Below are 20,292 nucleotides of genomic sequence, written 5' to 3'. Positions count from 1 at the left end.
TATGTGAAGCTCGGAAATATAGGACGTCTATACTGATCTTGCCCTGGTCCGATGGCTCTTGCGCACTCTTGCGTGGATGGTCTGGGTTAGGCTCGAACGTCTCCCGCACCTCCAGGTGAGGCAAACTCTTCGGTTGGGGCATGCTGGCCTCACGCGGGGGCGCGCTTGCCATCCACTTTCAGAAGAGCTTTCAACCCGAGAGGGACGTACCCATTGCAGTAGCGTCGCTGAAGAGGCTGACGTTCGAACCGAACCGACCACTCCCAGCGTGATATGGCAACATTGTACGAGCGATCATAAAGCAGTGGAGCAGCTGGTGAAGGAGTGCGCCTCCAGGGCCGGGCTGCCCGAGCCGGCGCGCTTCTCCGGCCATAGCCTGCGCGCCGGCCTCGCCACCGCGGCAGCCGAGCAGGAGGCCCAGTTGCACGACATCATGCGCCAGACCCGCCACAAGTCCACCGAGGTGGCGCGACGCTACCTGCGCACCCGTGACCGTTGGTGCAACAACGTTACCGAAAAACTGTTCCGTCGGCGACAGAGCGACACCTGATCTGGCAGATCACGCGAAAACGAGCCTTCTATCTCATTGCCACTCAAGCCCTGATTTGCGCCACTTCCGGGCGGAGCCTCGTAGAATATGAAGTATTTTCGCGTGATCGGCTAATTCCAATGTCCTATTTCGCGCCCCCTTGACGAAGGATCAAACTGAGAGTGCTGGTCCAAGCCAAGGGAGGAAACGCCATGAAGCGATACAGCGTAATATTCATTCTATGCGCCGGATCACTGACCACGGCCGCACACGCTCAGACAGCTCAGACGTTGAAGTTCTGGAACCTGACCAGTGAAACCATCACGGAGTTGAAGTTGGCCGAACCCGGCACGAACAAATGGGGCAAGAACCAGACGCTGAACGACAAAGACAAGACGGTTGAGGCCGACGAGCGGCTGAAGCTCAGTGATGTCAAGCCCGGCACGTGGGATGTCAGCATGAAGGACAAGAAGGGCCGGAAATGCGTCCTGCGCAACGTCACCCTGTCGGGGACGGACGCCTATGCGTTTTCGATCAGCGAAGACGACGTGAAGAAATGCTCACGCAAATAGTTGTCCTCTTCACCTGATCAGCACCCAAGAACCAAAATGGAAAGCGAGCGCAGGGTCAAACAAGGAACAGCCAAAAAGGCACGCCCTGCGCAACGCATCGTTTGGCTGCGCTGCCCGATTGCGCATTGCTCTCCATCGAGGTCCGCTTTGATCAGAGGGCAAGGTGCTGTTCGACGGCGTAGCGGATCAGTTCGCGTGTGTTCTTCAGACTGAGCTTGTCTTTCATCTGGGTACAGGTGTTTGCCACCGTCTTGTAGCTGATACCGAGACGCTCAGCGATTTCCCCCAGAGCCAAGCCCTGCCCGAGCAGGCGCAGCACATCGAGTTCCCGCGGCGTCAAGTCCGGACGCCGGCCCGGCCTGTGGGTCATCACCGCCAACTCCCGTGCCATGGAGTGGCTGAGATAGACCTCGCCGGCCAGCACTGCTTCGATCGCCACGATCAACTCCTCGGGCGCGTCGTTCTTGGTCAGGTAGCCTTTCGCCCCGGCCTGAAGCGCCCGCGCCACCAGGATGGGGTCGTCGTACATGCTGAAGATCAGCACCCGGCAGTGCGGATCCTCCGTCAGGAGCCTGCGCAACACCTCCAGCCCACCCATCCCCGGCAGGCCGAGATCAAGGATGACCATGTCCGGTTGCCGCTCGGCGAAGCGAATGAATGCTTCGTCGGCGGTCGTCGCCTCGAACAGCTCGTAATCGCCGCCCTTGCTCAGCAGGCGTCGGCAGCCGGCAATGACGATCCGATGATCGTCCACGATGAGGACCGATTTCATTGGGTCACTGCTTTCCATAGGCGGTCTCAGGCCGGACGGCAAACGACCGGTCACAACCGGGGGATGCCGCGGTGGGGATGATGGCGCGGACGGTGGTGCCGCCGCCTTCGGACGGGCGGACGGTTAGGCTGCCTGCCAGAGCGTGGACGCGCTCCGTCATTCCGGGAATGCCGAAGCCGCCGATGGGCAATGCCCCGGCACCGCCTTGTACGCCGCCGCCGTGCCCGTCGTCGCACACGGACACCACCACGCATTCTGCCCCGGCCTCGGCACGGCGCTCCGCCGAAACCGCGATTGCCCGAGGCCCGGCGTGCCGGACGGCGTTCATGATGCCCTCTTGGATCACCCGATAGACCGTCAGGCGGATCGGGTCGCTGAGGTCGTCCAGCGAACCATGCAGGTCGAGCCGCCACGCGATGTCCGGCTTCTGGCGTCGCCAGCGGTCAAGCTCGTCGCGCAGCACGACGCTGAGCGGCAGGTGGTCGAGCACCGCCGGGCGCAAGCGGCCGAGCACGCGGCGGCTCAGCTGATGGATGGTCTCGATGGACGCCATCACCGCCTCGCCCTGCTCGTCGATCTGGTCCGGTTGTGCCGCTGCCGGATTGCGCGCCAGCTTGAGCAGCTCGTGGGCATCGATCTTCAGGGCGAACAGGGATGGCCCCAGCTCGTCGTGGATATCGCGGGCCAGTTCACGCCGCTCCCGATCCTCGACCTCCACCAGTTGGGCGGCAAGGCGCTGATTCTCGGTCCGGGTGGAGGCAAGGCTGTCACCCAATGCGCGGATGCCCGCCGCGATCGGCGTCAGGTCCGGCACGCTGACCTGGACCAGCCGAACGCCGAAGTCACCATGCTCCATGCGGGCCAGCTCGCGCTGGAACAGGCGTAGCGGGGCGAGCGCCCGGCCCACCGCCAGGGACAGCAGAAGGAGAAGACCTGCCGACAGGACGGCGGCGCAGAGCCCGAGGTCGCGCAGGGTTTCCCACGCCTCCGCCACCTCGTCCCAAGGTTCGGCGATCACGGCATAGGCGGCAGCCTCGCCGTCCGATGGCGGGAGGTCGATGCGCCGGAGCCGCGGCTGGGCGCCGATCAGGGCGGCGAACCAACCAGGAACGTCGTCGCGAGCCTCCGAGGCGCCCGTCTCGCCGATCACTGCACCGGAGCGGTCGAGCAGCCGGATCTGGACGTGGCGCAGCTTGCGGGCGGGAACCAGCAGGGCCGACAGGGCGGCGATGTGTTCCCCCGCCGGACGGTTCCCAAGGTTTGACGCGCCCGTGGCCACTGACTGGCCGATCAGCACCCCGGCAAGGTCGAGGACAGATTCCATCTCGGCGTGAACGCGCTCGCGCGCATCGGCAACGATGACACTGCCGCCCGCCCCGACGAACAGCAGCAGGAACAGGGCGAACAAGGCGGTCAGGCGCCACTTCAGGGACATGCTACCAGCATCTGCGAACCCCTCCCGGCGGCCATCATAGGACGGAGATGGTCAATGGGCCATTGACCTTTGGAACTGTGAGATTTGGTCGTTGCCGAATCTTCCCGGTTCCGGACCGGGAAGAAACAAGCAGCAAACGGGAAACGTTTCGTGCCTCCAATGTGCAATTGGCGGTTGGGAGGATTGGCGCATCAAATAATCAAAATACCAAGTATTCGGGGGAAACATGCGACGCTATGCGTTGGGAGCCTGGGTTATCGGCTCCTGCTCTCTGGGGATCGGTCTTGCGGTGGCGGCGGAGCCGGTGACGCTGGCGCCAGTGAACGTGACGACCACCCCGCTGGTCGGGCCCGGGATCGAGGCCGACACGGTTCCGGCCAACCTGACTGGACTGACCAAGGGTGACCTGTCGGAGCGCGGCGCTGCCGATGTGACCGGAACCCTGGAACGCCGGGTTCCTGCCGTGAACCTGAACGCGGCGCAGAACAACCCGTTCCAGCCGGATCTCCAGTTCCGCGGCTTCACCGCCTCACCCCTGGTGGGGAACGCACAGGGGTTGGCCATCTACCAGAACGGCGTCCGCGTCAACGAGATGTTCGGCGACACCGTCAATCTCGACCTGTTACCCGACATCGCCGTCGACGACATGGATGTCGTGTCGAACACCCCGGCCTTCGGGCTCAACGCGCTGGGCGGCGCCCTCAACATCCGGATGAAGGACGGATTCACCAGCCAGGGTGGGCAGCTGGTTCTTCAGGGCGGCTCCTTCGGTCGCGTCCAGGGCAGTTTCGAATATGGCCGGCAGGTCGGTAACGTCGCCGGCTACGTCGCCGGCCAACTTCTGCACGAGGATGGCTGGCGCCAGCATTCTCCCTCCACCTTGCGCCAGATTTACGGCGACATCGGGGTGCGCGGCAGCCGCGGGCAGCTGAACATCAACCTGACCGCCGCCGACAACAGCCTGACCGGCAACGGCCCGGCGCCGATCCAACTGGTCGAGGCGGCGCGCTCGCACGTCTTCACCTATCCGGACAACACCCGCAACCGGCTCGTCATGCCGACAGTCCGAGCCGACTTCCAGGCCACCGACACGCTGTCATTCCAGGGCACCGCCTATCTGCGCCATTACGAGCGCAAGACGCTGAACGGTGACACGGTGGACGCCGAAAGCTGCACGGTCACCGACCGCAACCGTGACCGGATCGACGATCGCACCGGCGAACCGACCGGGCTGCGCACCGGCCGGCTCTGCCTGAACGACACTGGCCCGATCCTCTACGACAGCACCGGCAAGCCGATCGCCGACTTCCTGAACGATACGCGCGGCGGTGTGCTGAACCGGACCAGCACCCAGACGACCTCTGGCGGCGGCACGCTCCAGGGCACGCTCCAGGAGCCGCTGTTCGGCCACCGCAACTTCCTGGTGGTGGGGACCAGCCTGGACTATGGCGTGACCCGCTTCAACGCCAATTCGGAGCTTGGCACCCTGACCACCGATCGCACCGTGGACCCAGCCGGCATCATCATCGCGCAGCCGGACGGGGAGATCGCCCCGGTGTCCATCCGTGCCACCAACACCTATGTCGGCGCCTACCTGTCGGACACCTTCAACCTGACGGACGCACTCGCCCTGACCGCTGGCGGCCGGCTGAACATCGCGCGCATTTCCACCGAGGACAAGCTGGGCAGCGCGCTCAATGGCACCAACACCTACACCCGCTTCAATCCGGCGGCGGGCGTCACCTACACGCTGGACAAGGGGCTGAGCAGCTATCTCGGCTATTCGGAGAGCAACCGTGTGCCGACCGCGGCGGAACTATCCTGCGCCGACCCGAGCCGGCCCTGCACGCTGACCAATTTCTTCCTGTCGGACCCGCCGCTGAAGCAGGTGGTCGGCCGTACCTGGGAGGCCGGGCTGCGCGGAAGCGACGCGCCGGCTCTCGACGGCCTGCATGTCTCCTGGAACGCCGGGTTGTTCCGCACTGATCTCAGCAACGATATCCTGAACGTGGCCTCGGGAGTGCGCGGGCGCGGCTATTTCGTGAATGCTGGCGATACCCGCCGCCAAGGGATCGAGGCGGGGACGAAGCTGGCCGGCAAGGGTTGGTCGGTCTACGCCCAGTACGCCTATATCGAGGCGACCTTCCAGAGCGATCTGGTGCTGAACAGCCCGGACAACCCCAACCGCAATCGGACGACCGGTACCGTCACCGCCCATTCCGGCGATAGGCTGCCCGGCGTTCCGGCCCATCGCTTCAAGCTCGGGGGCAACTACAACGTGACGGACGCCTGGACGGTGGGCGGCGCGCTGACCGCCTATTCCGGCCAGACCTACACCGGCGATCCGTCGGGGTCGGTGGGCAAGGTGCCCGGCTATGCCACGCTCGACGCCAACACCAGCTATCAGCTGACCGACAACATCCAGCTCTTCGCGCTGGTGCAGAACGTCACCAACGCGCATTACGCGACGTTCGGCACCTTTGGAGGCGTGCGTGAGATCCCCCTGACGGAGGCGCCGGGCGCCACCGACCCGCGCTTCATCAGCGCCGCCCCGCCGCGCGCCGCTTATGGCGGCCTGCGGGTAACCTTCTGAACCCGTGTCCGCGGCGGCGAAACCGGGCACGGGCCATGGTGTTGGGCAGGGCGCGCCACGGATGGGGGAGGGCTGCATCGTCGCGGCCACCGCCGCCTCGACGCTCCTCCACGCCGTCATGGCCGCATGGCTCCTGATCCCCGGGGCAAGTCCCGGCGCCAAGCCGGCGGGCGGTCCCAACGTCATCGCCGTCGATCTGGTGATGGAAGAGCCGGCGACGGCGGATGCGTCCGAACCCGCTGCCGGCGCCTCCGCACCGGCCCCCGAACCGTCGCCCGCGATGCTCGAGCCGGCGCCCCCGGAACTCCCATCGCCGTTGTCTCCGCCCGATCCAGAGTCGCCGGAGCCGGTCGCGGGCGTGCCGGCACCTCCACCGGCACCGGAGCCATCGCCTTCGGCCGTGCCGTTACCGGAACCGCCGATCGCTGCTCCACCGGCGCCGGAGCCCGATATCGCCGGTCCTTCGGCGCCTCGTCCTTCGACAGTGCCGGCGCCGTCGCGGAAGCCACGGATGCCGGCGGTGGCCGCGGCTCCGAAACCGACGGCGGCAGGCACGCTGTCTCCTGCCGCGGCACCGTCCCCCGCGGCGGCGGGTGCGCCGCGCTCCGCGCCAGCCACACCCCCATCCACATCGTCCGGCGTTCCAGCCGACTACGCCGCGACCGTCAACGGGCGTCTCGAACGGGCCAAGACCTATCCGCGCCTGGCTCGTGTGCGGCGTGAAGAGGGAACGGCGCAGGTCCATTTCACGGTTGCCCGCGACGGCACGGTCACGGCCTGCACCGTGACCGGCGGTTCCGGTCACGACCTGCTCGATACGGAAGCATGCGCCCTGGTGTATCGGGCCTCTCCGTTGCCGCCGCCACCCGGTGCCGGGCCGAACGGCCACATGGACCTGTCCGTGCCGATCCGCTTTTCGCTGAACTGACGGGTCCGCATCCCGCGGTCGGTTCCGGCGGTTGTCGTGTCAGCGCAGGGCCTTTGTCACCACGGGCGTTGTCTGTGACTTTGGTGCGCTAATCAGCGCGAGAGCGGAGTTCAGCGGGGGCTGGCGGTGGTCTGAAACCACCTGCTGGGACATGGCCCATCCCCATGTTGATCATGACGGTCAGGACCTTGAGTTAAAAAAGAACGGTGATGTAAAGGTGGCGTTCTGTTTCAAACTCGACTTTCATGATGCACTTGGCGACATGTCGATATCTTGCCGTTCCGCTGGCATTAAAAAATTGTCGACATGCAATACACGAAACGCCAATAGCGTTTATCCTATGTTCAGGCTACTCAAGGACAACAATGCTCCTACCAGAGTAATCAGGGCGGCGCCCATCAGTGCCATCCCGCGATGTGCCGCGACCAAGGCTTGCGGGTGCTCGAGCAACTACCGGTCCAGCCAATGATGTGCTCCGATGCCGATCAGGCTGGAAAGCGAGGTGGTTAGCGCAACGCCTACGGCCATCGCCAGCACCGCCAGAAGCCCGGCCGGCACGATGTCGTTGGCCAACGCGAACAGCAGCACGAGCACCGCGCCCGAACAGGGACGGGCACCGACCGCAAGGCTCATCAGCGTAAAACCGGCTTCCTCCCGCCTCAGCCCGACAAGGCCGCGCCCATGGTGAAGGCAGGGCATGGAAGAATGATCGTGCGTGCAGCCGGCCTCTCCACGCAACGCATGGACCAGCAGCAGCATGCCGATCCCGGTCATCAGAAGGTAACTGCCAAGTTCAAGATAACGGACCCCTGCCAATGCGTCGGCGCGGGTGAGGTTGAGCAGCAGCACTGGAACCCCGACGAGCAGGATGGCGGCCAGTGCCTGAGTCAGCGCCGCTGTCGACGCCAGCAGAACGCCCCGAACCAATCGGGCCCGCCGCGTCAGGAAATAGGACGTGACGACCAGCTTTCCGTGCCCAGGGCCAACTGCATGCAGCACACCGTAAGCGAAGGCGATCAGACATAGCCAGACGCCGGCCGCGACGGATCCCTGGTCCCTGATGTCCCTGAGTTGTGCCGCCATCCGCTGGTTCAGGTCAGTCTGCACGGCGTTGAGGCTCTGCAGCACTCCGCGCAACGGTTCGGGGAGTCCCCCGACGGACAGGGCGCTCTCTTCGGGAAGGGCGCTTCGCCCCCCTGCCAGGGGACTGGCAAGGACGGGGGCGCTTGCCGCCAGCCATCCTATGAGCAGCGCGGCCAGGAAACGAAACCTCATGCACGTCATCCAATGGTACAGGACAGGCCGGCGACGTCGATAGGGCCGGTGATTTCGGTGTCACGCCGAAACCCCCGAGTCTTGCAGCTGTAGCGGGGTGGCTTCCCCCGCACCTCTGCCGGACCAGCCAGCGTATATTCGATGAAATATTCGGGATCGAAGCCGAGCAGGTCGAGCTTGCCGGCAGTCATCGGTTTGGGCAGTGGAATCAGGAAGGTGAAGACCAGCGCACCATGGTCGACACGCGCCATGAAGCCCGTTGCTTTCACTGGAACCATCATGATTCCGTCGATGCTTACATCGGTATAGAATCGATAATCGCCCAGTGCACGAAAGACATCATCGTACAGCCCCTTCACGCCGCGGGGCGACAGTTGCTTTTCGCCCTTCTTCATATAATCGGGAAGCATCGCCTGGCTGTAGAACTCATCGAACCGCCAAGTGACGTCAATCGCCTCAAGCGCGCGGTCGGTGAATTGCAGGCCGAAGCCGACCTCGATGAAGACGTGAGGATGTGCCGAGGCACCGTCAGCTGCAGCCGTCAGGCCGGTGGCCAATGTCAGGGCGATGACGAACCGACGTGCTGCGATCAAAAGGAGGAAGCTCCGTTCATCGGAGGCATCAGCGGGCAACCGCAGATCGGGCAGGCGATCCGTTGCAGCACACCGATCAGGCGTTCATCGGGCAGGCTCAGGCCCAGCGTCCGCTCCAACTCCGCGATCTGGCGCTTGTGATCGAGAGAGGCACCGCAGGCCTTATCCAAGATGGCGCCGTAATCCGATCCGGGCTGGGGCATCAGCGCTTGAGCCGCGGTTCCCGACAGAAGCCAGGCACCGGCCGCCGCAAAGCCACCCAACACGCCTCGGCGCCGCACTGGAAAACGCGATACGTCATCCATGCTCCGCTCTCCACTCACAAGGTTTCGACCCGTGGGCAAACGTTACGACAGAGCGGAAAGGGCCGCAAGACCAGTCGCATCGGGTATAAGATATGTTATATCATAACGTGTCTGATAGGTGACGATGGAGGCCGGGATTGAGCGGGACCGATCAAGGGCTTACGGACTTGGCGGATGCACTGGTTCTGGTGAGGGGCCTGTGGAATCAGAAGGATGTGCCCGAGCGTGCTGTGGCTTGGGCGATGATGATCGAGGCGGTGGACCGCTTCGCCGTCCTGCATGGGCCGGCACGCACGGGACGTCTTCTCGAAGAGCTTGTCCGCGAGGTGCAGGGCCGGCCTGCGTCGAAGGCGCTGCAATGAGCGGAATCACCAACAACCGCATCCATGGTGCACGCTCCTGGCGTCAGGCCAAGCCGGTGGTGCTGCATCCGAAATTCTTCCAGGGATTCAACGATTTCCGGCTCGACCGTCCCTTGGATTACCAGATGCTGGACGGGTGGCCGATGCTCGACCAGCACCGTTACGAGAATGGCCGCGAACTGGTGGCCGAATGCCGTCTCGCCGGGCTTTCGATGACATGGATCGAACGGACCCGTGTGCCGCGCCCCTTGAAGAGCCTTGTGGTGGAACGCGCCTGCGCGCGCCGTTCCTGCGGTTGACGGAGGCGGGACAGGACGAGGTCAATGCTCGCCCCGTCCCGCCACGCTATCAGGAGGCAGGCGTCAGCGCCTTGGTGAACTGGGCCAGATTGTGGCGCATCATGTCGATGTAGGTCGCCGCCGGGCCGTCCGCCGCCGAAAGTGCATCGGAATAGACCCGCCCGCCGATGCGCGCGCTGGTCTCCCGCGTGATCTGCTCCAGCAGGCGCGGATCGGCGATGTTCTCGACGAAGACCGCCTTGATTTTTTCCTTCTTGATCTGGCGGATCAGCTTGGCGATGTCGCCGGCCGCCGCCTCGGATTCGGTCGACATGCCGACAGGGGCGAGGAAGGTGACGCCGTAGGCCTTGCCGTAATAGCCGAAAGCGTCGTGCGAGGTGACGATCTTGCGGTCCTTGCGCGGGATCGGCTTCAGCGCCGCCTTGATCTCCGACTCCACCGCGTCGAGCTTCGCTTTGAACGCGGCGTGGTTGGCGCGCAGGTTGGCGGCCTTGTCGGGAGCGGCGGCGACGAGACCCTTCAGGATGTTGTCGGCATAGATCCTGGCGTTGGCGACCGACTGCCAGGCATGCGGATCGAAGGCGCCGTGATCGTGGCCGTGATCGTGGTCCTCATGGCCGGCCTCGTCATGCTCCTCCTCGCCGGCGATGGGCTTGACACCGGTGCTGGTGACGGTGACCGGACCCTTGTAGCCAGACGCCTTGACCAGCCGGTCGATCCAGCCCTCCATGCCCAGGCCGTTGACGACGACAAGGTTGGCGGCGCCGAGCGCGCGGGCATCGGCGGGGGTCGGTTCATAGACATGGGCGTCGCCGTCGGGGCCGACCAGCGTCGTCACCGCGACCTCGTCGCCGCCGATCTGGCGGACCATGTCGCCGAGAATTGTGAAGGTGGCGACCACCTTCACCGGTTCGGCCAGGGCGGGAAGCGCGAACAGCGCCATCGCCATCGCCAGGGATGCGGCGAATGAACGTTTCATCGGGAAGTCTCCTTGGAAGAAGGCACGGACATCAGGCCTCCAGATGCCGGCCGGGGAACCAGCGGGTCCGCAGGCTGCCGACCGGCCCCAGCACCAGCGACAGCAGGTAACCGGCCCCGGCCACCAGCACGATGGACGGTCCGGACGGCAGGTTGAGGTGGAAGGACAGCAGCAGCCCGCCGATACCGGACGTGAAGGCGAGCGCCATGGCGGTCAGCGCCAGCGTGGCGATGCCCTCGGCCCAAAAGCGCGCCGAGGCGGCCGGCAGCATCATCAGCCCCACCGCCATCAGCGTGCCCAGCGCCTGGAAGCCGCCGACGAGGTTGAGCACCACCAGCACCAGGAAGGCGAGGTGGCACAGCGCCCCCAGCCGCCCCCCAGTGCCGCCGACCGCGCGCAGGAATCCGGGATCGAAGCATTCCACGACGAGCGGGCGATAGAGCAGGGCCAGCGTCAGCAGCGTGACGGTGGCGATGCCGGCGACCATCAGCAGCCCTGCATCGTCCACCGCCAGGATGGTGCCGAACAGCACATGCATCAGGTCGACGTTGCTGCCGCGCAGCGAGACGATCAGCACCCCGCCGGCCAGCGAGATCAGATAGAAGGCGGCGAAGCTGGCGTCCTCGCGCAAGGCGGTCACCCGCGACACCAGCCCTGCGAGCAGCGCGACCGCCAGCCCGGCGAGAAAGCCGCCGATGCTCATCGCCCACAAGGACAGGCCGGCGGCGAGGAAGCCGATGGCGGCGCCGGGCAGCACGGCATGGGACATGGCGTCGCCCATCAGGCTCATCCGCCGCAACACCAGCAGGACCCCGACCGGGCCGCATCCGAGCGACAGCGCCAGGCAGGCGGCGAGCGCCCGCCGCATGAAGCCGAACTCCAGAAAGGGGGCGGCGGCGAAGTCGTAGAGGGTCATGGTGCGGACCTTTGGCAGAGTGCGGCCTTGTCGTCCCAGGATTCCGCCATCGCGCGGGCGCGGAGGAGGTTCGCCGGAGCCAGCGCATCGGCGGTGCGACCCCAGGCGATCGGCTCGCGGGCCAGCAGAAGCGTGTCGGGGAAATGGCTGCGGACCTGCTCCATGTCGTGCAGCACGGCGACCACGGTGCGCCGCTCGCCATGCCAGCGCCGTACGACCTCGAGCAGATCGGCGGTCGTCCTGGCGTCGATGGCGGTGAAGGGCTCGTCGAGCAGGATCAGGCGGGCGTCCTGCAGCAGCAGGCGGGCGAACAGCACGCGCTGGAACTGGCCGGCCGACAGGGCGGCGATGGGACGTCGCTCGAAGCCGGACAGGCCGACAGCGGCCAAAGCCTCCTCGGCCTGCCGCTTCAGGGCAGGCCCGATGGAGCGGAACAGACCGACCCGCCGCCAATGTCCGAGCAGGACGGTGTCGAGCACATCGATGGGAAAATCGCGTTCGATCTCGGCCTGCTGCGGCAGATAGGCGATGTCGGCGGCGGTCAGCCCGTGCAGCGTCACCCGGCCGTCGAGGGGGCGCAGCGCGCCGACGATTGCCTTGAGCAGCGTACTCTTGCCGGCGCCGTTCGGGCCGACCACGGCGGTGAGCGAACCGTCCCGGAAGCCGCCGGTCAGGTGGTGGACCGCCGGATGCCGCCGGTATCCCAGAGTGAGGTCGGTCAGGCGGACGAGCGGATCCGCCATCGCGTCGGGAAGGGGCGATGTCATGTCAGATCGTCCAATCCAATGGCCAATCCAGCGCCCAGGCGACAGTCAGCCACAGAAGGGCACACAGGAGAGCGGCCGCGGCGATCCGGCTCAGTGCGGAAGCAGCCAACGGCGAGCGGGGGCGGTCAGTGATCATCATGGTCCAGGCAGAGCAGCAGGCGGCGCGCACCGGCCGGGTCGGCCGGCGGCGAGCGGTGGACGAGACCGCGCTCGCGGTTGCCGGGCCATGATTCTCCCTTCAGCAGGGCGACATGGCCGACACGGAGCGCCTGGACGCGGCGCGGATCGGACAGCACAGCATCATTGTCGCCACGGCCCAGCGCCGAGCGAGTGACCGCCCCATTGGGCAGCCACTGCGTGCCGGCACCCCGGTAGGTGCAGAGCAGGCGGAGGCCGACATAATCGACATGGAAGAACCGGCAGCCGTTACCGGACAGGCTGTCCAGGCGGAGCCGGACCGCGGGGCATCCGACAATGTCCGCATAGACCGTCACCAGATGGACGATATCGTCGAACAGCGGTCCAGCGTTCCAGCGTGACGGCAGTGCGGCGGCCAGATCGGCGGTCACCTCATCCGCTGTCGTCGCGAGCTGGAAGGAGGGCCAGTCCTGTTCCGCGAGTTGGGCGCACTGTCCGGAGATCCCGGCCGGCAACCGGCGGCGCCAGACAGCCATATTCACGTCGGAGCGCCGGATGACCGACAAGGCGTTGGCAGTACGGCACCGGGCAAGCTGGCCATGTCCCGTCGGACCGGCGGACGGCCGCATGGTGACGGGGGCCAGAGAATTAGGAAGGCTTTGCATGCGGCCTCGGCGGAAAACGGCAATGGCACAGTAATGTTATACCATAACATATATTGCAAGTGCGCCCTTGCTCCACCCGGTCTCAAAGGCCTTGTGGGGGGCGGCTTCCATCGAACAATGCAAACCTGTTCGCCGAAAACACATCACCATAAGGATGGCCAGGAACTCACCCGCTACGAATCCACTGGCAGCATGGGGGAGGGAAGAGGCGTGCGCGCCGGAACAACCTACCGGCTGCCGGACGGCCGCATGATCCATGTGCCCGAAACAGGTGCCCCTCCACGCCTTAACCCGTGGAACAAGCGGCTTTGCACGCGGGCCAGTCTATTTGGCAGCGCTCCCGTTTCCGGCGATTTACATTCCGTCGGCCGATCTTCCTGGGCCGGAGAGCGCTGCCGTCAATTCGTTTGTACGGTCGGCACTCGAAGGTCCAGTCGTGCTCGCCTATCGGTTCTGTCGGTGCCCAGCCGCTTTTCGATAATTGATGGGTCCACATTTCCCGAACGCTGTCCGCGGTTGACAGGCCTGCGGCCTGCCTCTATCACCACAGGCATTGTCGGCGGTTCTCCCAAGCGCAAGCTGGGAGATTAAAAGGGAACGACGGAAGCGACAGGCGTCCAAGCCTGATGCAAGCCGTGGCTGTCCCCGCAACTGTGAGCGGCGAGTCGGCGCCAAAAAGCCACTGACCGGAGATCCTTTGATCCCGGTCGGGAAGGCGGTGCCGGATGACGACCCGCGAGCCAGGAGACCTGCCTCCGACAGCGTCACTCTGCCTTCGATCGGGGTGTGTCGAAGGTGCGGAAACCCGTCGTGGTGACGCGTCCATTGGCGTTGCCGCGGCCGAATTCCGGGACGGTTCATCCTCCCTGAAGCCTGTCGCAGCTGAATGGTTCTCCAGGCGCGGGGCCTCGCGTCGTGGCGTCCGTTCGGCAACGCCCGTTCAACGGCTCCGGTCTCCGGAGCCGGCATGGATGCGTGGCCCCGGACGGGCGGCTTTGCGGCCGCACCGCTTGTCCGAACGCGCCTCCATGCCTGCAGCAGGACGTGGCAGAGCATGCAGACAAGCCGTTCCATCAAGTGTTTCCACCTTCGGTTCGCCCTGGCCGGTTTGGGGGCCGGCCTCGGGGGTGCGGCCGGCGCGGCCGCAGCATCGGCGGACAACCTTCAACTCACCCCTCTGGAGGTCACGGCGCCGAAGGATGTGGCTGTTCCGCAGGAGCAGGCGACCACCGCCTCCAGCGTGATCGGCGGCGAGGAGATCGAACGTCAGCAGATCCGCCGTCTCGACGATGCGCTGCTGCTGGTTCCTGGCCTCAGCCTGTCGGGCCGGCAGGCGCCGGGCGGCGCCCAGACCGTGAGGCTGCGCGGGTTGGGACCACGCAACACCCGCTTCTTCATCGACGGCGTCGAGATGAGCGACACCAGCCAGTCGCAGTCGCAATATCCGGCCGGCGAGATGGACACGGCCGACATCGAGCGCATCGAGGTTCTGCGTGGGCCGCAGCCCGGCCGCTTCGGGCCGGATGCCGGCGGTGGCGTGGTCAACATCGTCACCCGCCGCCCGGCCGGCCCGCTCGGCGGCCGGGTCGGCGCCGAATACGGCAGCTTCGATACCAAGCGGGCGAACGCATCGGTGTCCGGGGCGCAGGACAAGGCGGACTACCGCGCCTCCTTGTCCGGAACCCACTCCGGCGGCTATTCGGACTTCAGCCGCTGGCGTGGCGGACAGGAGAAGGACCCGTTCCGGCAATGGGCCGCCGCCGGCCGGATCGGCGTCCAGGCAACCGAGGACCTGCGTCTGGAGGCGACGGCGCGCTACCAGCGCAAGAGCTTGACCTACGATCCCGCCACCCGCGACAACGACTGGTCGCGCGACGAGACCGAGCGGTTCCTGCGGCTGGGCGGGTCGCTCGACAGCCTGGACGGCAGGCTGGTCCACAGCTTCGGCGTCGCCAACACCACCAACACCCGGCAGTACTGGGGGGAGGGAACCAGGGGCGACACCTACGACGGCCACAAGACCCGTCTCGACTATGCGGCGAACGCCAAGCTGTCCGACCGGGTGACGCTGGGCTACGGCGCCGATGCGACCCGCGAAAGCATGGAACAGCACACGCCGGGCTTCGCACCGCTCGCGCCCGACATGCGGTCGCACAACTGGCGCGGCGGCGGCTTCGCCACCGTCGGCGTGACTCCGGTGGCGCCGCTCGACCTGTCGGCGACGATCCGCGGCGACCGCCACAGCGCCTATGGCGGGACGGGAACCTGGCGGCTCGGCGCCGCCTACCGGATCGAGCAGACCGGAACCACTTTGCGGTCCAGCTATGGCACGGCGTGGCAGCCGCCGTCGCTCTACGAACGGTTCGATCCCTGCTATGGCCGGGCCGACCTGCGGCCCGAACGCAGCCGCGGCTGGGACGCCGGTGTCGACCAGTCGCTGCTGGGCGGGCAACTGACCGCCGGAGCGACCTATTTCCAGGCCAGCACCCGCGACCAGATCAACTGGCTGTACGGCCCGGCGGCCAGCCCGGCCTGTTCGGGTGGCGGCTATGTCAACGTCGACCGCACCAGGGCGCAGGGGGTGGAACTGGAACTGGCCGCCCGACCGACCGCGACCACCGACCTGCGTGCCGCCTATTCCTGGCAGAGCGTGGTCAACGCCAACACCGGGCAGCGCCTGCGCAACCTGCCGCTCCACCAGGGCAGCGCATCGGTCGGCTGGCGTTTCCTGCCGGCGGCCTACGCCAATCTCGGCCTGCGCTATCGCGACATGGTTGAGAATTACGGCACCGGCAGCGCCTTCCTCACCGCCGACCTCCGGCTGTCCTACGAGCTGACCGATGCGGTGACGCTGCATGGCCGCGTCGAGAACCTGTTCAACCGCCGCTACGAGGAGGTCTACGGCCACGCCGCGGAGAGCCGCTCGGCCTATGCCGGCCTGTCGGCGCGCTTCTGACCCCCCCTTCCCAGGAGGTTCGTTCCATGAGCACCGCGTTTTCCGTGGCCTCGCACATCGTCGAGGAACCCGGCATGGGCCGGGTCGAGATCTTTGCTCTGCCGACCGATCAGGATCTGTTGCTGGCCCTGCTGAAGGATGCCTTCGAGGTCTGGTGGCGGGACATCGTGTTCGGCACGCTGGTCCAGGGGGCCGTCTTCGAGATCCGTGCCCCCAATGCCCCGCGCAAGGTGTCGCTGTTCGACGGCTACCTGACCGTCGATTTCGGGGCATGGCATTTCCATGTCTGCATCGGCCCCCACCGGGGCACGCCGCGCAACCCGGTCGATCCGGAGCTTGCCCGCATCCGCCGGACCGCGCGGGCCGAGATGTACCGTGTCCTGGGGGCCGACGGCGCACCGCGGAGCTGGGGCCTGCGGCTGTTCAACGGCGAGGGAGACCAGCAGATGACGCTGTTCTTTCCCAACCCCTTCCTCGGCGAGAACGACCGCATCCTGAAGGAGCCGGACTGGAGCCGCCTGTCGATGTGGGACGGATTCCGCCAACGCTATCTCGGGCTGATGCCCGATCCGCTCGACCGCAGCGGAAGGGGGTTCCGGTGCGCCGGTTGACCCTTCGCCTGACCGCGGCCTGTCTTCTGAGCACGGCCATCCCGGTGGGGATGGCCGTTGCCGCCGGCCCGCGGGCGGCGTCGGCCACGGTGTGCGGCGACCAGTATCTTCTGGCGCTTGCCGATCCCGACCAGATCGCCGCCCTGTCACCGCAGGCTGCCGACCCCTGGCTGTCGCTGCTGGCCGGCGAGGCCGTCCGCCACCGGCAGGTCCGGCCGAGTGCCGAGGCCTACCTGTCGCTCGGCGTCGGGGTAGTTCTCGCCAATGCCTGGAGCGACCACAAGACGGTGGAACTGCTGGAGCGGTTCGGCGTGCGGGTGGTCCGCATCCCGCTGGTCGAGCGGTTCGAGGACATCGAGACGGTGACGGCCACGGTCGCCGAGGCCCTGGGCCATCCCGAGCGTGGCGCGATCCTGAACGGCGCGGTCCGCCGGCGGCTGGCCGCGGTGCGGTCGGAGAATGCCGGCGCCGGCCGGCCGGCGCTCTACCTGCGTCCGGGGGGTGCCCGCGCCGCCGCCGGGACCTTCGTTGACGAGGTGATGACGGCGGCCGGCCTCACCAACCAGGCGACCGCCGAGGGACGGTCTGGCTGGACCGGCTACGACCTGGAGCGCTTCGTCCTCAACCCGCCCGAGCTGCTGGTGACCAGCTTCTTCGAGAGTCCCGACCGGTCGTTGCGGCGCGCCTTCGGAGAGCATCCCGCCTTTGTCCGCCGGGCGGCGATCACCCCGGCCGTGGCGGTGCCCGGCAAGAGCTGGGTGTGCAGCGGCTGGTTCCTCGTCGAGGCGGCCGAAGCCCTGGCCGACGGGCTGCGGCGGTTTCCACTGTCCTCTTCAACCAACCGGGGGCCTTGATCGATGCGCACTCTGCCTCTGCTGTCCGGACTGGCCGCCGCCCTGCTGGCGGTATCGGTGGCCGGTCTCTCGATTGGCTATGCGCCGCTTCCGCTGAGCGGCGTGATCGCCGGCGTCTTCGGTTACGGCGATCCTTTGACGGCCGCCGTCGTCCGGGAAATCCGCCTGCCGCGTCTGCTCCTCGGGATCGAGGTCGGGGCGGCGCTGGGCATCGCCGGCGCGGCGCTCCAGGGATTATTGCGCAACCCGCTGGCCGAGCCGGGATTCATCGGCGTTTCGGCGAGCGCCGGCCTGGGCGCGGTCGTCGCCTTCTATTTCGGCTTCGCGGCGCTGTCGCCCTATGCGCTCCCCGCCATGGCGATGGCCGGCGCCCTGGTGGCAACCGGCATCGTGCTGGCGGTCGCCGCCCGTAGCGGCGATGGCGGTGGCAGCCTGAGCCTGATCCTGGCGGGGATCGCACTGTCCAGTCTCGCCATCGCGCTCACCTCCCTGGCGATGAACCTCGCGCCCAATCCCTATGCGGTCACCGAGATGCTGCTGTGGCTGATGGGATCGCTGAAGGACCGGACGCCGGCCGATGCGCTGACCGCCTTTCCCTTCATCCTGGCCGGCGGCGGTCTGTTGCTCGCCACCGGACGCGGGCTGGATGCCCTGGCCCTGGGCGAGGATGCGGCCCGCAGCCTGGGGATCGATCTTGCCCGGCTGCGGTTGGCCGTTGTCGGCGGCAGCGCCGCGGCGGTCGGGGCGTCGGTGGCGGTGTCCGGCTCGATCGGCTTCGTCGGGCTGGTGGTGCCGCATCTGCTGCGCCCCCTGGTCGGGCATGAACCCGGCCGCCTGCTGCTGCCGAGCGCGCTGGGCGGGGCGGTGCTGGTGACGATGGCTGATCTGGCGTCCCGTCTGATCCCCACCGCGCAGGAGGTGATGCTGGGCGTCCTGACCTCCCTGGTCGGCGCTCCCTTCTTCCTCCTTCTCATCCTGCGCGTTCGCCGGGAGGCATGGTGATGATGCTATCCGCTTCCGCAATCACCTTGCGCCTGGGCGGGAGGCCCATCCTGGATGGTGCCGGCTTCACCGCCCGGTGTGGCGCCGTCACCGGCCTGATCGGGCCGAACGGCGTCGGCAAATCGACCCTTCTCCGGGCGGTCGCCGGCCTGCTGCCCCATGGCGGCGACGTCAGCTTCGAGGGACGGCCGCTGCCTGCCGACATCAGGGCGCGGGCACGCCTGCTCGGCTATCTGCCGCAAGGCCATCACGTCCATTGGCCGCTGAGCGTCCGCCGCACGGTGGCGCTCGGTCGGCTGCCGCATCTCGGTCCGCTCGGGCGGCCGGGGCAGACGGATGAGGACGCGGTCGAGCGGGTCATGGCAGCGACCGGTGTGACCGGGCTCGCAGCACGTACGGTCCCGACTCTGTCGGGCGGCGAGCGGGCGCGCGTGATGCTGGCGAGGGTCCTGGCGACGGACGCCCCGGTCCTGCTCGCCGACGAACCGACGGCGGCGCTCGATCCCGGCCACCAGCTCCGCATCATGGCGCTGCTGCGGGCCGAAGCGGTCGAACGGCAACGGGCCGTCGTCGTCGTGCTCCACGACCTGTCGCTGGCCGCCCGCTGCTGCGACGATCTCGTCCTGCTGATGCCGGACCGGCGCGTGATCGCCGGAGACGCTACGACGGTCCTGACCTCTTCCCTGCTGCGCGAGGCCTATGGCGTTTCCTTCGCCGTGACGCGGGCCGCCGACATCCCGGTGGTGCTTCCCCAATGCCCGACCTTGATCCAATCCGGAGACTGACCAGCCATGTCCATCGACGTGATCGTCTGTGAAACCTGCCGCCAGCCTGGCACCGGAGGCGCGGCGGACCCGCAGGCCGGCTGGACCGGAGCGATGTTCGCAGCTCTGCTCGAGGGTGTCCTTACATCCACCGCCGCATCCACCGGCGCCGAAAATGTCCGCGTCGGCACCATGCGCTGCCTGATGAGTTGCCGCCGGCCCTGCGTCGTCCATATCCGCTCGCCGGGGAGAATGGGGTACGTTCTCGGCGACCTGCCGCCCGAGCGGTCGGCCGTCGAGGCGCTTGTCGGCTACCTGCTGGCCTATGGCGCGACCGACAATGGGGTCGTCGCATACAGGGACTGGCCGGACGGGATCAAAGGGCGCTTCGTCGCGCGTGTTCCCGCGCCGCCCGACCGGTGAGCGGCCTGCCGCCCCGGCGCCGGATGCACTCGCCTGCGCGAATATGCCGCTGAGTCCTACTGTGGTGCTTGGACTATTGTGCCTCACCCGATGCGTGTCCGGCACGCACGCAAGACCACTTACTGGATCTGTATGACCAGGACCCGGGATAAGATGCGACCCATGCGACGGGCAGGCCTTGCGGCCGGCGCGATCGCGTTGCTGTTGCAGATTGTTGCCTGGGCCTGGATGCCGGCCCTGATCTCGTCCGCCAACGTGGCCGACAGCGACCGGATGGTCATCTGCACTCCCGACGGGTTCAAGACCGTAGTGGGGAGCGATCACGGAACAGACGGCGACCCTGCGGCCGGCAAAACCGAACCAATTATGTCTGGCGGCTCCTGTCCATTGTGCCCGCTGATCGGCGGACTTGCGATGCCGCCGCCGGATTTGCGGATGGTGCCCGCCATGGCCAGCCGCCACAGTCCCGAACTGTTGCCCGGCGAACTGATCGCCGCCGGTTGGTTTCTGTCCACCCTCCAGGCTCGGGGTCCGCCGGTCTGAGGCCAGCATTG

22 protein-coding genes, 1 pseudogene and 1 riboswitch are annotated in these 20,292 nt (G+C 66.9%); of the genes and pseudogenes, 14 read left to right on the top strand and 9 right to left on the bottom strand.

What is annotated here, in order from left to right; translation table 11 throughout:
• Nucleotides 1-304: 304 nt before the first annotated feature.
• Together ACCD06_RS19855 and ACCD06_RS19850 are read left to right on the top strand one after the other, a co-directional pair.
• Entirely contained in the window at nucleotides 305-550 is a 246-nt protein-coding gene (locus tag ACCD06_RS19855) for a hypothetical protein (RefSeq protein ID WP_413342899.1), read from the top strand.
• A gap of 191 nt (nucleotides 551-741) precedes the next feature.
• Nucleotides 742-1,101, top strand: coding sequence for a hypothetical protein (locus tag ACCD06_RS19850; protein ID WP_413342897.1), 360 nt, complete (start codon nucleotides 742-744; stop codon nucleotides 1,099-1,101).
• A 151-nt stretch (nucleotides 1,102-1,252) separates the two neighbouring features.
• On the opposite strand, the gene ACCD06_RS19845 is transcribed toward ACCD06_RS19850, so the two are convergent.
• Both ACCD06_RS19845 and ACCD06_RS19840 read right to left on the bottom strand, forming a co-directional pair.
• Entirely contained in the window at nucleotides 1,253-1,873 is a 621-nt protein-coding gene (locus tag ACCD06_RS19845; protein ID WP_413342895.1) for a response regulator transcription factor, read from the bottom strand.
• Nucleotides 1,874-1,877: 4 nt separating this feature from the next.
• The gene (locus ACCD06_RS19840; RefSeq protein ID WP_413342893.1) at nucleotides 1,878-3,308 is read right to left on the bottom strand and encodes a histidine kinase; all 1,431 of its coding nucleotides are present in this window, start codon (nucleotides 3,306-3,308) and stop codon (nucleotides 1,878-1,880) included.
• Nucleotides 3,309-3,534: 226 nt separating this feature from the next.
• On the opposite strand from ACCD06_RS19840, the gene ACCD06_RS19835 reads away from it, so the two are divergent.
• Both ACCD06_RS19835 and ACCD06_RS19830 read left to right on the top strand, forming a co-directional pair.
• A complete protein-coding gene (locus ACCD06_RS19835; RefSeq protein WP_413342891.1) occupies nucleotides 3,535-5,901 on the top strand; it encodes a TonB-dependent receptor in 2,367 nt (788 codons plus the stop codon).
• Between the two features lie 511 nt (nucleotides 5,902-6,412).
• Nucleotides 6,413-6,829 carry an energy transducer TonB gene (locus tag ACCD06_RS19830; RefSeq protein ID WP_413342889.1) on the top strand — a complete coding sequence of 139 codons (417 nt, stop codon included), beginning with the start codon at nucleotides 6,413-6,415 and terminating at the stop codon, nucleotides 6,827-6,829.
• A 450-nt stretch (nucleotides 6,830-7,279) separates the two neighbouring features.
• Here ACCD06_RS19830 and ACCD06_RS19825 read toward each other — a convergent pair whose 3' ends face one another.
• Genes ACCD06_RS19825 through ACCD06_RS19815 form a run of 3 tightly spaced genes read right to left on the bottom strand, consistent with a single transcriptional unit; the run spans nucleotide 7,280 to nucleotide 9,002 of the window.
• The gene (locus ACCD06_RS19825) at nucleotides 7,280-8,104 is read right to left on the bottom strand and encodes a nickel/cobalt transporter (protein WP_413342887.1); all 825 of its coding nucleotides are present in this window, start codon (nucleotides 8,102-8,104) and stop codon (nucleotides 7,280-7,282) included.
• Between the two features lie 5 nt (nucleotides 8,105-8,109).
• The gene (locus ACCD06_RS19820; RefSeq protein WP_413342886.1) at nucleotides 8,110-8,697 is read right to left on the bottom strand and encodes a DUF1007 family protein; all 588 of its coding nucleotides are present in this window, start codon (nucleotides 8,695-8,697) and stop codon (nucleotides 8,110-8,112) included.
• A complete protein-coding gene (locus ACCD06_RS19815) occupies nucleotides 8,694-9,002 on the bottom strand; it encodes a hypothetical protein (protein WP_413342884.1) in 309 nt (102 codons plus the stop codon). Before ACCD06_RS19815 ends, ACCD06_RS19820 begins: the two co-directional genes overlap by 4 nt.
• A gap of 137 nt (nucleotides 9,003-9,139) precedes the next feature.
• Between ACCD06_RS19815 and ACCD06_RS19810 the strand changes: the two genes are divergently transcribed.
• Both ACCD06_RS19810 and ACCD06_RS19805 read left to right on the top strand, forming a co-directional pair.
• Nucleotides 9,140-9,364: a hypothetical protein gene (locus ACCD06_RS19810; RefSeq protein WP_413342882.1), complete on the top strand. Its 225-nt coding sequence runs from the start codon at nucleotides 9,140-9,142 to the stop codon at nucleotides 9,362-9,364.
• Nucleotides 9,361-9,663 carry a hypothetical protein gene (locus ACCD06_RS19805; protein WP_413342880.1) on the top strand — a complete coding sequence of 101 codons (303 nt, stop codon included), beginning with the start codon at nucleotides 9,361-9,363 and terminating at the stop codon, nucleotides 9,661-9,663. The genes ACCD06_RS19810 and ACCD06_RS19805 overlap by 4 nt, the downstream gene beginning before the upstream one ends.
• A 49-nt stretch (nucleotides 9,664-9,712) precedes the next feature.
• Here ACCD06_RS19805 and ACCD06_RS19800 read toward each other — a convergent pair whose 3' ends face one another.
• From ACCD06_RS19800 to ACCD06_RS19785, 4 genes are all read right to left on the bottom strand, one after another.
• Entirely contained in the window at nucleotides 9,713-10,642 is a 930-nt protein-coding gene (locus tag ACCD06_RS19800) for a metal ABC transporter substrate-binding protein (RefSeq protein WP_413342878.1), read from the bottom strand.
• A gap of 31 nt (nucleotides 10,643-10,673) precedes the next feature.
• Complete coding sequence (locus ACCD06_RS19795) at nucleotides 10,674-11,558, bottom strand: metal ABC transporter permease (RefSeq protein WP_413342876.1); 885 nt, start codon at nucleotides 11,556-11,558, stop codon at nucleotides 10,674-10,676.
• Nucleotides 11,555-12,325 (bottom strand): metal ABC transporter ATP-binding protein, encoded by a 771-nt coding sequence (locus ACCD06_RS19790; protein WP_413342874.1) that lies wholly within the window; start codon nucleotides 12,323-12,325, stop codon nucleotides 11,555-11,557. The genes ACCD06_RS19795 and ACCD06_RS19790 overlap by 4 nt, the downstream gene beginning before the upstream one ends.
• A gap of 125 nt (nucleotides 12,326-12,450) precedes the next feature.
• Complete coding sequence (locus ACCD06_RS19785; protein WP_413342907.1) at nucleotides 12,451-13,092, bottom strand: DUF1826 domain-containing protein; 642 nt, start codon at nucleotides 13,090-13,092, stop codon at nucleotides 12,451-12,453.
• On the opposite strand from ACCD06_RS19785, the pseudogene ACCD06_RS19780 reads away from it, so the two are divergent.
• The 8 genes and pseudogenes from ACCD06_RS19780 to ACCD06_RS19745 all read left to right on the top strand — a co-directional run.
• Nucleotides 13,063-13,383: pseudogene (locus ACCD06_RS19780) on the top strand (DUF2149 domain-containing protein); the annotation flags it as partial. The gene ACCD06_RS19785 and the pseudogene ACCD06_RS19780 overlap by 30 nt on opposite strands.
• Nucleotides 13,384-13,671: 288 nt before the next feature.
• A riboswitch (cobalamin riboswitch) is annotated at nucleotides 13,672-13,900 on the top strand.
• 282 nt (nucleotides 13,901-14,182) lie between these two features.
• Nucleotides 14,183-16,084, top strand: a complete 1,902-nt coding sequence (locus ACCD06_RS19775; protein WP_413342872.1) for a TonB-dependent receptor plug domain-containing protein — start codon at nucleotides 14,183-14,185, stop codon at nucleotides 16,082-16,084.
• Between the two features lie 26 nt (nucleotides 16,085-16,110).
• Nucleotides 16,111-16,695, top strand: coding sequence for a hypothetical protein (locus tag ACCD06_RS19770; RefSeq protein WP_413342869.1), 585 nt, complete (start codon nucleotides 16,111-16,113; stop codon nucleotides 16,693-16,695).
• On the top strand, nucleotides 16,683-17,549 hold the full coding sequence (locus ACCD06_RS19765) for an ABC transporter substrate-binding protein (RefSeq protein ID WP_413342867.1): 867 nt from the start codon (nucleotides 16,683-16,685) through the stop codon (nucleotides 17,547-17,549). The genes ACCD06_RS19770 and ACCD06_RS19765 overlap by 13 nt, the downstream gene beginning before the upstream one ends.
• Nucleotides 17,550-17,552: 3 nt before the next feature.
• Complete coding sequence (locus ACCD06_RS19760) at nucleotides 17,553-18,551, top strand: FecCD family ABC transporter permease (protein ID WP_413342865.1); 999 nt, start codon at nucleotides 17,553-17,555, stop codon at nucleotides 18,549-18,551.
• The gene (locus tag ACCD06_RS19755) at nucleotides 18,551-19,336 is read left to right on the top strand and encodes an ABC transporter ATP-binding protein (protein ID WP_413342863.1); all 786 of its coding nucleotides are present in this window, start codon (nucleotides 18,551-18,553) and stop codon (nucleotides 19,334-19,336) included. Before ACCD06_RS19760 ends, ACCD06_RS19755 begins: the two co-directional genes overlap by 1 nt.
• Before the next feature lie 6 nt (nucleotides 19,337-19,342).
• A complete protein-coding gene (locus ACCD06_RS19750) occupies nucleotides 19,343-19,738 on the top strand; it encodes a DUF1636 domain-containing protein (protein WP_413342861.1) in 396 nt (131 codons plus the stop codon).
• A 162-nt stretch (nucleotides 19,739-19,900) separates the two neighbouring features.
• The gene (locus tag ACCD06_RS19745) at nucleotides 19,901-20,281 is read left to right on the top strand and encodes a DUF2946 domain-containing protein (protein WP_413342859.1); all 381 of its coding nucleotides are present in this window, start codon (nucleotides 19,901-19,903) and stop codon (nucleotides 20,279-20,281) included.
• Nucleotides 20,282-20,292 lie beyond the last annotated feature (11 nt).

This window comes from Azospirillum sp. CT11-132 (assembly GCF_047302835.1).
Lineage (GTDB): Bacteria > Pseudomonadota > Alphaproteobacteria > Azospirillales > Azospirillaceae > Azospirillum.
Note: the sequence above shows the minus strand (reverse complement) of the source record. Positions and strands in the feature narration are given on the sequence as shown.